The organism is Kitasatospora misakiensis, assembly GCF_042656005.1.
GTDB classification, from domain to species: domain Bacteria; phylum Actinomycetota; class Actinomycetes; order Streptomycetales; family Streptomycetaceae; genus Kitasatospora; species Kitasatospora misakiensis.
Genome location: NZ_JBHSOF010000005.1, coordinates 38056 through 50606 on the forward strand (window position 1 = coordinate 38056; position 12551 = coordinate 50606).

At 70.4% G+C, this 12551-nt stretch carries 8 protein-coding genes; 4 read left to right on the plus strand and 4 right to left on the minus strand.

The window, feature by feature from the left end; translation table 11 throughout:
* Positions 1-7: 7 nt before the first annotated feature.
* Both fabG and ACFP3U_RS06130 read left to right on the plus strand, forming a co-directional pair.
* Entirely contained in the window at positions 8-751 is a 744-nt protein-coding gene (fabG, locus tag ACFP3U_RS06125) for a 3-oxoacyl-ACP reductase FabG (protein ID WP_380224174.1), read from the plus strand.
* Between the two features lie 45 nt (positions 752-796).
* Complete coding sequence (locus ACFP3U_RS06130; protein WP_380224175.1) at positions 797-985, plus strand: MbtH family NRPS accessory protein; 189 nt, start codon at positions 797-799, stop codon at positions 983-985.
* Between the two features lie 48 nt (positions 986-1033).
* On the opposite strand, the gene ACFP3U_RS06135 is transcribed toward ACFP3U_RS06130, so the two are convergent.
* On the minus strand, positions 1034-1993 hold the full coding sequence (locus ACFP3U_RS06135; protein WP_380224176.1) for a Gfo/Idh/MocA family protein: 960 nt from the start codon (positions 1991-1993) through the stop codon (positions 1034-1036).
* A 241-nt stretch (positions 1994-2234) separates the two neighbouring features.
* On the opposite strand from ACFP3U_RS06135, the gene ACFP3U_RS06140 reads away from it, so the two are divergent.
* Positions 2235-3254, plus strand: coding sequence for a chitinase (locus ACFP3U_RS06140; protein ID WP_380224177.1), 1020 nt, complete (start codon positions 2235-2237; stop codon positions 3252-3254).
* Between the two features lie 80 nt (positions 3255-3334).
* Here ACFP3U_RS06140 and ACFP3U_RS06145 read toward each other — a convergent pair whose 3' ends face one another.
* The 3 genes from ACFP3U_RS06145 to ACFP3U_RS06155 form a co-directional block, all read right to left on the minus strand.
* Positions 3335-5035 carry a glycoside hydrolase family 27 protein gene (locus tag ACFP3U_RS06145; RefSeq protein WP_380224178.1) on the minus strand — a complete coding sequence of 567 codons (1701 nt, stop codon included), beginning with the start codon at positions 5033-5035 and terminating at the stop codon, positions 3335-3337.
* Between the two features lie 351 nt (positions 5036-5386).
* On the minus strand, positions 5387-10012 hold the full coding sequence (locus tag ACFP3U_RS06150) for a glycosyl hydrolase family 18 protein (protein ID WP_380224179.1): 4626 nt from the start codon (positions 10010-10012) through the stop codon (positions 5387-5389).
* A 312-nt stretch (positions 10013-10324) separates the two neighbouring features.
* Positions 10325-11836 (minus strand): MFS transporter, encoded by a 1512-nt coding sequence (locus tag ACFP3U_RS06155; RefSeq protein ID WP_380224180.1) that lies wholly within the window; start codon positions 11834-11836, stop codon positions 10325-10327.
* A gap of 313 nt (positions 11837-12149) precedes the next feature.
* On the opposite strand from ACFP3U_RS06155, the gene ACFP3U_RS06160 reads away from it, so the two are divergent.
* Positions 12150-12515, plus strand: coding sequence for a DUF6191 domain-containing protein (locus ACFP3U_RS06160; protein WP_380224181.1), 366 nt, complete (start codon positions 12150-12152; stop codon positions 12513-12515).
* The last annotated feature ends 36 nt before the right edge of the window (positions 12516-12551 follow it).

Consider the following 12551-nt stretch of genomic DNA (forward strand, 5'->3'; position numbering starts at 1 on the left):
GCACCCGATGAACCGGACGGCCAACCCCGTCGCGCTGATCACCGGCGGCACCCGCGGCATCGGCCGCGCCACCGCCCTGCGGCTGGCCGAGGACGGCTACGACCTCGCCCTCTGCTACAGCGCCGACGCCGAGTCCGCCCGCGCCCTGGAGAAGGAGCTGCTGGACCTCGGCCGCACCGCCTACGTCCGCCGGACCGACGTCGCGGACGCCGAGGCCGTCCGCGACCTGGTCGACGGCGCCGAGGACGCGCTCGGCCCGATCACCGCGCTGGTCACCTCGGCGGCCATCCTCCGCGACACCCCGCTGCTGCTCATGGAGGACCAGGACTGGCAGGACGTCCTCCAGGTCAACCTCAGCGGCGTCTACCACGCCTGCCGCGCGGTCGTCGACGGCATGGCGCTGCGCCGGCACGGCGCCATCGTCAACCTCTCCTCCGTCGCCGGGATCTGCGGCAACCCCGGCCAGACCAACTACGCGGCGACCAAGGCCGGAATCATCGGCTTCACCCGCTCCCTGGCCCAGGAGGTCGGCCGCTACGGCATCCGCGCCAACGTGGTCGCCCCCGGCTACATCGACACCGACCTCGTCGCCCAGCTCCCCGAGGAGGCCGTCGAGCAGTCCCTCGAACAGATCGCCCTGCGCCGCCTCGGCCGCCCGGAGGAGGTGGCCGACCTGGTCGCCTTCCTCCTCTCCGACCGGGCGAGCTACCTCACCGGCGAGGTCCTCCGCATCGACGGCGGCTTCCGCTGACCCGACCGCCCGCCGCCCGCTCCCCTCCCCTCCCCCGGAGTCCCCGTGCCCGACACCCCCGCCCCGCTCTGGACCGTCCTGGTCAACGACGCCCGGCAGCACGCCCTCTTCCCCGCCGACCTCCCCGCCCCCGCCGGCTGGCGGCCCACCGGCTTCACCGGCACCGAGGAGGCCTGCGAGGCCCACGTCGACGCCACCTGGCCCGACATCCGCCCGCTCCCCCTGGGCTCCTGAGGTTCCGCCGTTCTCCCGAGACCCGCCCCGGCCGGGGCGGGTCTCGGCTCAGTCGCGCGGCACCGCGTGGTGGATCCGGGCGATCCTCGCCGCCGCCTCGAAGCCCAGCACCGGGTCGGGACGGTCGGAGAGCAGGCTCGCGTAGAGCGGCCGGTAGTGCGCGACCTTCCGGTCCGTCCGGCCGTCGTTGCCGAACGCGTCGAGCAACTCGCCGCCCCGGGCGGCGAATCCGGTCATCGCGGTGTGGTCGAGCCAGACCTCGACGCCCGAGCCGGCGAGCGCGAGGCAGCTCCCCTTGCTGCTGATCCCGGTGAGCCAGCTGCTGCGCAGCCGGGCCGTGCCCGTCGCGCCCCGGGAGCGGAACTCCGCCGTGCACCAGGCGGTCGCGCCGCCGTCCGTCAGCCGGGCGCCGGTGAGTTCGGTGAACTCGACGAAGCGGGTGAACATGCTCAGCTGGTTGACCCCGGAGTCGACCCAGCTGGAGCCGTAGACGGCGAACGCGGCCTCCCCCGTGAGCACATAGGGGTCGTGGAAGGCCGAGGTGATCGTCGTCACCGGCCCCCACTCGGGGTGACCGGCGATCAGCGCGGCGGCCCACGCCACCTCCGGCGAGAAGGCGAAGTGGTGGGCGGTGAACAGCCGGCCGTGCACGTCCGCCTGCTCCGGCAGCTCTGCCGGATCCTCCAGGCGGGCGAGCGCGGCAAGGTCATGGGAGATCGGCTTCTCGACCAGTACCCGCGCCGTGGAGCCGAGCAACGCCTCCCGGGCCAGCTCCACATGCGTGTCGGTGGGCGTGGCCAGCACGATCAGGTCCGGCCGGTGTACCGCCAGCGCCTCCGCCAGCCCCCGGTAGTGGGCCGGCCGCCCGCCACGGAACCCGGGGCCCTCCTCCTGGCCCGGATCCACGGTGAACTCCAGCTCCACGTCCGCCCGTTCGGCCAGCACCGCGAGGTGGGTCCGCGCGATGACCCCCAACCCGACCAGTCCGACCCGCACCACGTCGGCCATCCGCACCACTCCCCGCACCCGATCCGCGCCCGTCACCCCCACCGTACCGGGCACCCTCCCAACCATTCGGAAGCTTTCCTAACCAAATCCATTGACCCCGCAGCCCCGGTGCCCCGATTCTGTGAGACACCCGCCGCGGACCGCCGTCGTCCGCCACGGGCGCCCCTCCCGGCCCCCTTGACCTGCCGTCACCCCCGTGCAGTGGATCGACGAAGCAGTGGATCGACGAAAGCGAGTTGACATGCGCAAGACCATCGGAGTCCGCCTCACCGCCCCGCTGCTGGCCGCCACCCTCGGTCCGGCCGCCCTGCTGCTCGCCCCGGTGAGCACCGCCGCGGCGGACCCCGCCCGCGCGGACACCGCCGCCGCGGCCGTGCCGGGCATGGCCGCCGCACCCTACGAGTACCTCGGCTGGGGCAGCCCGCAGAAGCCGACCGACGTCATGAAGGCGACCGGCGTCAAGTGGTTCACCCTGGCCTTCATCCTCTCCGACGGCGGCTGCAACCCGAAGTGGGACGGCAGCCGGCCGCTCACCGGAGGGTCCGACGAGGCCGCGATCAAGTCGATCCGGGCGGCCGGCGGCGACGTGGTCGTCTCGGTCGGCGGGTGGAGCGGCAACAAGCTGGGCGAGAAGTGTTCCAGCGCGAGCGCGCTGGCCGCCGCCTACCAGAAGGTGATCGACGCCTACAAGCTGAAGGCCTTCGACATCGACATCGAGAACACCGAGTTCGGCAACGCGACGGTCCGTCAGCGGGTGGTCGACGCACTGAAGATCGTCAAGACCAGGAACCCAGGCATCGTCACCTACATCACCCTCGGCACCACCCCCACCGGCCCGGACGCCACCGGCAAGGACCTCATCAAGCGCGGCGCGGCGGCGGGCCTGGCCAACGACGGCTGGGTGGTGATGCCGTTCGACTTCGGCGGCCACAGCGGCACCATGGGGCAGGCCTCGGTCGGCGCGCTCGAAGGCCTGAAGGCGGCGGTCAAGAGCGCGTACGGCTACAGCGACGACGCCGCGTACCGGCACATCGGCGTCTCCTCGATGAACGGCAAGACCGACGAGGCGGGCGAGACCGTGACCACCGCCGACTTCCGCACCATCCTCGGGTACGCGCAGCAGCACCACCTGGCCCGGTTCTCGTTCTGGTCGGTCAACCGCGACCGCGCCTGCGGCTCCGGCACCGACGCCGACGCGTGCAGCGGCGTCGCGCAGTCCCCGTACGAGTTCACCAGGATCGTCGTCCAGTACCAGGGCTGAGTTACCTCGACAGGGCAGTCCCCGCAGCTCGACTGCCGCTGCGGGGACTGCCCTGTTCCCGTCGGACACGCCCTGTCGGACTACGCGGGCGCGAGCGCGCTCCACTTCTGGTTGTTCTGACCGTTGCAGCTCCACAGGATGGCCGCCGTGTCGTTGGCGGTTCCCGCGTGGTCGGCGTCCAGGCAGAGCCCGGCGTTGACGTTGCGGAGCGACCCGTCGGCCTGCGCGGTCCACTTCTGGTTGTTCTGGCCGTTGCAGGGCCAGATGAGGACCTTCGTGCCGTTGGCGGTCCCCGCGTGGTCGGCGTCCAGGCACTTGTCGCCGTAGACGCGGACCTCGCCGCCGGCCCACGTGGTCCACAACTGGTTGGCGGCGGTGTGGCAGTCCCAGATCACCGCGGTCGACCCGGCCGTGGTGGCGGCGCGGCTCACGTCCAGGCAGCGACCGGACCCGGTGCCGCGCAGGCGTGCGGTGGTGGCGGCCAGCGGGCTGCCGCCGGTCACCTTGAACACGGCGACGCCGTGCGCCGGGACGCTCGCCGAGATCTGGCCGGACGTGCTCGACGTGCCGCCGGTCCACAGGTCGGTGAGGGTGAACGACCCTCCACCGAGGCCGACCTGCGCGGCCGTGGTGGTGACGGTCGCGGTGCCGCCTCCCCGGTTGAACAGGCCCACGGCCACCGAGCCGTCGGCCAGGGCCTTGGCGAACACCTCGGTGTCGCCGTCGTCGCGCACCCGGCGTCCGCCCGCGCCCAGCGGGTCCTGGTTCACCGCCACCAGACGGGGGTTGCGCAGGACGGCGCTGATGTCGCCGGACATGGTCCGGATGTCGTTGCCCGCGATGAGGGGTGCCGAGAGCAGCGACCAGAGGGCGAAGTGCGAACGGGACTCGGTCAGCGACAGCCCGGGCCGGCCGACGACCAGCATGTCGGGGTCGTTCCAGTGGCCCGGGCCCGACTGGGCGGCCAGCGGCGCGTCGATGTCGAGGACGTTGCCCACGCCCATCGGGTAGCTGTTGGTGTTGCCGTTCTGCCAGATGTCGAGCAGGTCCTCGGTGGTCCGCCAGAGGTCGGCGATCTTGCCCCAGTCGTAGGTGGCGCCGGTGATGGCGTGGAGGCTGTTGGAGTTGATGCTGTAGACGATCGGGCGGCCGGTGGCGCGCAGGGCGTCGCGCATCAGGGTGAACTGCGCGACCTGCTGGTCCAGGGTGCCGCTGCGCTCGCACCAGTCGTACTTGAGGAAGTCCACGCCCCAGGAGGCGAAGGTGTTCGCGTCCTGGACCTCGTGGCCCTTGCTGCCGGTGGCGCCGGAGTAGCTGCCCACGCCCTGCGCACACGTGCGCTCGTTGGGCGCCTGGTAGATGCCGAACTTCAGGCCCTTGCCGTGGATGTAGTCCCCGAGCGCCTTCATTCCGCTGGGGAACCGGTTCGGTTGGGCCCGCAGGTTGCCCGCGTTGTCGCGCTGCGGGTCGAACCAGCAGTCGTCGACGACGACGTACTGGTATCCCACCTCCTTCATGCCCGAGGACACCATCGCGTCGGCGGCCTGACGGACCTGTGACTCGTTGACGCCGCAGCCGAAGCTGTTCCAGCTGTTCCAGCCCAGCGGCGGGGTCGGCGCGGGGCTGCCCGGCGCGACCTCGGCGGTCGCGCCGGCGTCGGAGACGGCGGTGGCGGTGGTGGCGGCGGTGGCGGCGGTGGCGGCGGTGACGCCGGCGGTGAGCACCAGTGCGGTGGCTGCGAGGACACTCAGCAGCCGCTTGGGTAGCCGTATGGGAATCATGGGTTCCTTCCTGGGGGTGGCAAGGGGGAACCCGCTTGTCGCGGGCCTGACAGGCGTGACGAGCTGGTGATGGCGTGCGTGACTGTGTGACTTTGTGCCATGGAGCATTGAATTATGTTTGACCTTGGGGCACCTAGGATCATAGAGAGACATGACAAGGCGTCAATAGATCTGACACATCTGGCACTTACTCGCCGGACATGCGTCCGATTCAGCATGGGAAACGACGCGGAGAGTGCTTCTGTCCGTGCAGCCAACAGGACCCTGGACAGGTCCCGTCGTTGCAGGTCAGAAGCACTCTCCGGTTATTCGATCAAAATATGGGGTGTCAGGCCGGGTGGCCGAGAAGGGTCAGCCGGCGCTGCCGACCAGCTTCCAGGGCTCGTGGTCGGCGTCGGCCCCGGTGCCCGGGGTGCTGCCCTTGGTCTCCCACTTGGCCTTCCAGACCTTGCCGTTGTACTTGACCGTGGTCTGCTCGATCGGCTGACTAGCCGGGGAGTAGACCTTGGCCGCGTCCCAGTTCCCGGCGCTGCAGCCACCGGCCGGCGGGGTCGCCGTACCGAGTCCCTTGAGGTTGTCGGTCACCGGTGCGTACGCCGTACCGCCGATCGACAGACTCGTGTTCACCGGACCGGTGATCGGGAGGAAGTAGATGATCGGCAGGTCGAGCGACTGCCCGGCCGGGATGATCTGGCAGTAGTCCAGCGTCGTGCTGACCCGGTGGAAGGTCGTACCGGGCGTCAGCTTCCACTGGCCGCCCTGGTCACCGGTCTGCCAGTTGGCGTCCTTGACCAGCGGTGACGTCGAGGCCGGAATGTCGAACGACAGCTTCGTGTCCTTGCCGCCGCCGAGCGTGCGCCCGGTGTTGTTGGTGATCCGGACGGTCGGCTGCAACGGCCACAGGTTCGCCGTGCTGGTCGGGTAGTTGACCAGCTCGACGCTCAGGTTGGCGGTCACCGTCGGCGCGGTACCACTGCTGCCGGTGCGCAGACTGTTGTCATAGGCACCGATATTTCCCAGCTTCTCGTTCAGCCGGGTGGTCAGCGTGTACCCCATCCCGCACGGGGTGTCCGGCTGGACGTCCGCCGGGCAGGAGTAGTCGCCGCCGAGCTCCCACATCATCACGCCGCCCGCACCGGTCGACTTGACCAGATCGGCGACCGCGTCGATGCCCTGCTCGTCCTCGGTCGACAGGAACACCTTCTTCTCGGCGTTCCACAGCCACGAGGTCTTCGTGGTGTTGTCCCAGTGCCGGGTGTACTGGCCCGTGCGCCGGTCGGTGCTGTCGGTCTCCGGCTTCAGCCCGACGCTGGGCGCGTAGACCGGCGTGATGTTCTTCTCCAGGTTCTTGGTGTGCCAGAGCGGGTTCGTCCCGGAGCCGAGCTCGCTGCCGTTGTTGGTCTCGTCGTGCCAGATGTTGTCGATGCCGAAGGCACCGTCACCGCACGGCCGCTTGATGCCGGTACCCGGCTCGCAGCCGTTCGGCTTCTGCGACTTGCCCCACAGACCGTCCGACGTGCCGGTGACGTTCTGCCAGCCGCGCGTGTAGTAGGGCACACCGATGTTGACGCGCCCGGCCTGCATCGCGCCACGCAGGTACTTCATCGCCCAACTGGTGTTGAAGTACCCGATCTTCCCGTACTCCGGAGTGGCGTACTGATCGGCCAGTTCCGGGTCCTTGCCGTCGTCGAACAGCGCCGCGTTCGGACCCACGACGTCGTTCCAGGTGCCGTGGTAGTCGTAGGCCATCAGGTTGGTGAAGTCCTGGTAGTCCAGCGCGGTCTGGTTCGCCATCCCGCGGGCCAGGTAGCCGGAGGCCGAGGACGCCGAGGTGAGCAGGTAGTACTTGCCGTCCGCGACCGAAGCCCGGTTCAGCGAGTCCCGCAGCGTCTTCATCAGCGCGGCGTACGTCGTGGGCAGACCCTTGCGACGCGGGTTCGACACCGCCCAGTCGGCCGGATTGCCGGTGTCCTCCAGGACGGTGGGGTACTCGAAGTCGATGTCGACGCCGTCGAACCCGTAGGTCCGCAGGAAGTCCACGACCGAGCCGGCGAAGGTGTCGATCCCGCCCTGGTTGACGGAGCCGTCGGCGTTGGTGGTCATCGCGTAGAAGCCACCGGTACCGGCCCAGCCGCCGACCGAGATCAGCGTCTTCACCCGCGGGTGCAGGCGCTTGTACTTCGTCAGCAGGTTGAAGTGCCCCTTGTAGGGCAGCGAGGGGTCCATCTCGGCGCCGACCTCGCCGGGCCACTCCTTCTGGGTGGCGTTCGCGTCGACCTTGATCCGGTTGTTCTCCACCGACGCGAACGCGTAGTTGAGGTGGGTCACCTTCGACCAGGGGATGTTCTTCACCAGGTAGTGCGGCGTGCCGTCGGCGCCCGTGCGGCCACCGTTGAAGTAGCCCACGACCCGGCGGCTGCGGCCCTCACCGAGCCATTCCCGGCCGTCGTTCTGATAGGCCCTGCAGTACGGCGTCACCACGCCCGGCGTGGTCGCCAGACCCTCCGGCCGGCAGTCCCCGTTCGCACGCGGCCGCAGGCCGCCGTCGTCGCCACCGGGGTGCGACTCCATCGGGTCACCGACACCGCCGTTGACCCCGAGGTCACCGGCGCCGCCGGCGCTGCGGCTGCCGTCGCCGTAGCTCGGCACCAGCCAGCCCTCGATGTCACCGGCACCGCTCGCGGCGGCCGCCTCGGCGGCGGTCCGGACAGCGGTCCGGACGGCCGACTTGGCGGCGGTCTTCGCCGTCGTGGTCGTACCGGAGCGGGTCACGGCGAAGTCCTGGATCCCGTCGCCGTTCAGGTCGGCGAAGGTCCCGATGGTGCCCTGGAACGGATCGTCGGCGCGGACCACGCCCAGCGACGTCCAGCCGGTGGTGACGCTCCACGGCGCGCCGGTGTTCTGCCAGGCCCGGACCTCACCGGTGGTGTACTCGACCCGGACGGTGTCGGCCTTGCCGTCACCGGTGATGTCGGCGAAGGCGACCTGCGCGCCGCGCGCCTCGCCCGGAGTGGCGAAACCCTCGACCTTCTTCCAGCCGCCCTCGGTCGGCATTCCCTTGCCCTTGTTCTGCCAGGCGGTCGGGAAGCTCATCCGGTCCAGCGTGATCAGGTCGTCGCGGCCGTCGCCGTCGAGGTCGGCGAAGTACAGCTCCGGCTCGTAGCCGAGGTTGTTCGCGACGATCGTCGCGCTGCCCCAGCTGATGGTGCCGCCGCTGCTGGTGTTGCGCGACATCCGCATCGCGGCGATGCCGGTCGGCGAGTCGGCCGCCGGCAGGATCCGGATGTAGTCGTCCTTGCCGTCACCGTCCAGGTCGGCGAAGTAGACCAGCTTCGGGTTGTTCCCCCGGTCGGCCGGGCTGATGTCGCCCAGCGAGACGGCTTCCTTGAGCGGGTCGTCGTTGCGCCAGCCGGTGACCTTGCCGTCCGTACCGACCACCGCGTAGTCGGCCTTGCCGTCGCCGTTCAGATCGGGGAAGGCGATCTTCGAGCCGGTCGCGGCGGCGTCCCGGATCTTGCCGATCGGCTGCCAGACGTACGAGCGGCCGCTGATCATGCGCTGCAGGAGCGCGATCCGCAGGCCTTCGCCGAAGGCTTCCGCGATCTTCTTGTAGCCGGCGTCGGTCGGGTAGGTCTCGTTGGTGATGTCCTCCGGACCGACCGCGCCCAGGTCGACCAGCACCAGCCGCGCGCCGCCGTCCATCTTGGCGTAGGCCATCGTGCGGAGCGCGTCGTTGTAGGCGTCGATCCGGGCCTGGTACGTCGGGTTCGTCGACGGCGGCAGGGTCCCGAGCAGGACCGTGGTCGTCGGCGAGGTCCGGTGGATCGCGTCCAGGAAGCCCCGCATCTTCCCTGCTGTCGCGGCGCCGTCGGCACCGCCGGTCAGGTCGGCCGTGCCCGCGATCAGGGTGATCATGTTCGGCCGCAGCGTCTGCAGCGCGGGGATCGTCCGGGCCTGGATGTCGTCGATGCCCTTGCCGTCGAAGCCCATGTGGTCGGGGTCGCCGCGCTTGCCGTTCTTCTGCTCGCCGACGAATTCCGTGCGCTTGATGATGAACGTGGCCGCGCCACCGAACAACGCGGCGATGGTGATGCCCTTCGCGCTGGTGTTCAGCTCGTCCCGGTAGCCGGTCTCGTCGGCGCTGTTCGCACCGACCGTGATCCCGTCACCGGCCGCCATCACCCGGAGTTCGTCGATCTCGGGGCTGGCGGCGGGCGACGGAGTGGCCCCCGCCGCGTTGAGCCGGTTGAACTGGACCGGCCGGTGGTCGGAGTTGCCGTCGGACCGGACCGTGACCCCCGGGTCGAGGTTCGGGTGGGTGGTGACGAAGTAGTCCAGCTGGTGACCCTCCTGGTGGGTCGCCCGACCCGAGCCGTGGATCACCATGCCCCGCGGGAAGTTCGACCGCTGAGAGAGGTCCCCCGGTTCGACGTTGAAGTCGCCACCGATCGTCGCGTGGTAGGTGACGCCACGCTGGGTCCCGAGAGCCGCGACCTGGTCCCTGATGGCGGTGAGCATCCCCGCGGAGTCACCGCCACCGCTGGACAGGCCGTGGAAGGTGAAGTACCACTCGTTGCCGAACCGCGCACCGAGCGCGTTGCGGCCCGCGTCGATCGGGTTGCCGACGACGAGCAGCTCGTCGGCCCCCTCCCTCGTGACGAGCGCGATGTTGACCCGGCCGCCGATCCGGCGCGGGTTGTCCGCGTCGTCGCGGGTCTGCAGGAAGTAGACCTCACGGGTCGGATTGGGATTGCGGTAACCGGTGTCGACGACCCAGGTGTGGTGCAGCACGGTGTACTGATGCTGGACGCCCGCTTGGTCGGTCGTGGTGAAGGTCTGGCTGGGCTGTGGGTCGCTGCGCGCGGGAAGCTCCGGGCCGGCCTCCTGAAGCATCACGATCGGCACCTGCATCGCCAGCGCCCGGACCGCGTTGGTCCACTTGCTGCCGGTCTTCGCCTTGATACTGGACCCCTGCATGTTCCAGGAGACCAAGGCCGTGCTGGCCGCAGGGAAATCGGCGGCGGAGGCCGGAACGACAAGTGCCGCTGCCAGCCCGGCCATCACCACCACTGCGGCGATCAATCGGCGGAACAAGAGTTCCTCCCGTTTCTCACATCCAACGGATCGGGAAGAACCGACTCGTTGGAACCTAGTTGATTTCTCAACTATAGCTCGATCGTTGATGAGGTCACGTCAGCATGCGGGCGTGACCCTCGCGGTGAGTGTCGGTGAGTGTCGGTGATGTCCGAGTCCGGGCAGGTCGAGCGCCCGACCGCGGCCCCGCGCCCCTCAGTGGCGGTCGATCTCGTCCTCCCGGACCAGCCAGAGCGCGAGCACCGCGCCGACCAGGCTGACCAGTCCGCCGAGCAGCAGCACGAGGTTCAGGCCGTCGAGGAAGCCGGCCCGGGCCGCGGCCGACGCGGCTTCCCGGGCCGGTTCGGGCAGGGCGGCGAGGGCCTGCGGCAGGCTGCCGGAGGAGGCCGCCTCGATCAGCTCGCGCGGGCGGGCCCCCTCCGCGATCGGCGTGCCCGCCGCCACCTCGCGGACCGTACGGGAGCCCCGGCCGACGAAGACCGCACCCCAGACGGCGATCCCGACCGCGATGCCGACCTGCCGGAAGGTGTCGTTGATGCCCGCCGCCATGCCGCTCTTCTCCTTGGGCACCACGCTCACCGCGACGTCCGCGATCACCGGGTTGATCAGACCGACGCCCGCGCCGCCGACCAGGAAGCCGGCCAGCAGTCCGGTCCAGGTGTCCTCCGGCTCCAGACCCCCCATCAGCAGCAGACCCGCGCCGACCGCGGCCAGCCCGACACCGAGCAGCAACCGCGCCTGCACCCGCGACAGCAGGACCCCGGCCAGCGGCGCCACCAGGAAGCTCAGCAGGGTGATCGGCAGATAGCGCACACCCGCCGCGAACGGCGAGAGCCCGAGGTAGTTCTGCAGATACAGCGTCAGATAGAGGAAGAGCGCGAACAGCGAGCCGGACACCGCGAACGCCGCCAGCTGCACCCCGGTGAACGCGTGCCGGCGGAACAGCCCGAGCGGCAGCATCGGCTCCGGCACCCGGCGTTCGACCACCACGAAGACGGCGAGCAGCACGGCCGCGCCCGCGAACAGCGACACGATCAGCGCGCTGCCCCACCCCTCGGCGTTGCCCCGCACCAGGGCGAGCACCAGCAGGAACAGGGCGCTGCTGAAGCTGACGACCCCGGCCCAGTCGATCCGGGTGGCGTTCGGATCGCGGCTCTCGGCCAGCTTGAGGAAGGTGACGACGAGGACCGCCACGCCGATCGGCAGGTTGAGGTAGAAGATCCACTCCCAGCCGAGCGAGTCCGTGAGCGCGCCGCCGATCAGCGGGCCGACCGCGACGGCCACCCCGATGGTCGCGCCGTACACGCCCATCGCGGTGCCGCGCTCGCGGCCGGGCGGGAACTCCTGCGCCACCAGGGCGAGCGAGACCGCGAACATCACCGCGCCGCCGACCCCCTGCACGGCGCGCGAGACGTTGAGGAAGACCGGGTTCGGCGCCAGCGCGCAGAGCAGCGAGGCCGCCGAGAAGATCACCAGCCCCGCGGCGAAGGCCCGGCGGCGCCCGAGCCGGTCGGCCAGCGAACCGGCCGTCAGCACCAGGGCGGCCAGCGAGAGGGCGTAGGCGTCGAACACCCACTGGAGGTCGGTGAAGCTCGCGTCTAGGTCCTCGCGGATCGACGGCAGGGCCACGTTGACCACGGTGATGTCGAGCAGCAGCATGAACGTCGCGACCGAGACGGCGACCAGCGTCCACCACTTGCGTTGCACGGCTGGCGGTCTCCTTCGGCGGCGTTGCATCTGGTCGTCCGGTCGTCCGCCGTCCGCCGTCCGGGACGCGGCGCCGACGCGCTCGACCGTACGCAACCCCGCCGCCCGACCCTCCCCCGACACGGCCGGACGCGCCGGTAGACGCCCTGTCCGGCGGATGCCCTCGGGCTCAACGGCCCGGGCAGGTCGGCCCGCTGACCCGGGGTTACCGCGCCCTGCGCGCCACCCGTTCGGGGAACTAACGTTCAGGTGCGGGCCGTTTGTCGGTCGGAACACGATGCAGGGAGCGTCGTGCGACGGAGGTCACGGCTCGATGGTCATTGCGTTCGTTCTCACCTTGCCCGGCCTGGCGCTGGCGGTGGTGCTGTTGGCGCTCGCCTCGAAGGTGTTACGGCAGCTGGCCGATTCCAGGCTGGTCCCGGCTCGGCTCCGGCGACGACTGAGCCGGGCCGGCGGCGCGCCCTCGCTGTCCACCGTGGCCCTGGACGTCTTCACCGGCTCGGTGAACACCGGAAAGGCCGCCGAACTCGAGGAACGCTCCGCCGAGGCCATGCGCCGCGACGAGGAGGGCGACGCCGCACCGCACCGCTCGACCGTCGACCTCCACTCGGGCCGCGCCGTCATCGTGCTCCCGAAGCAGCCGACCGGCACTCACCGAACGCCCGGCGGACGGAGCTGACCGTCTCGACCGATCTGTGACACCGACGGCATCTCC

Excerpts from the sequence above, each read along its gene's own strand:
- ACFP3U_RS06160 (WP_380224181.1), top strand. The coding sequence starts at position 12,150 with ATGGTCATTGCGTTCGTTCTCACCTTGCCCGGCCTGGCGCTGGCGGTG.
- ACFP3U_RS06145 (WP_380224178.1), bottom strand. The coding sequence starts at position 5,035 with ATGATTCCCATACGGCTACCCAAGCGGCTGCTGAGTGTCCTCGCAGCC.
- ACFP3U_RS06135 (WP_380224176.1), bottom strand. The coding sequence starts at position 1,993 with ATGGCCGACGTGGTGCGGGTCGGACTGGTCGGGTTGGGGGTCATCGCG.
- fabG (WP_380224174.1), top strand. The coding sequence starts at position 8 with ATGAACCGGACGGCCAACCCCGTCGCGCTGATCACCGGCGGCACCCGC.
- ACFP3U_RS06140 (WP_380224177.1), top strand. The coding sequence starts at position 2,235 with ATGCGCAAGACCATCGGAGTCCGCCTCACCGCCCCGCTGCTGGCCGCC.
- ACFP3U_RS06150 (WP_380224179.1), bottom strand. The coding sequence starts at position 10,012 with ATGCAGGGGTCCAGTATCAAGGCGAAGACCGGCAGCAAGTGGACCAAC.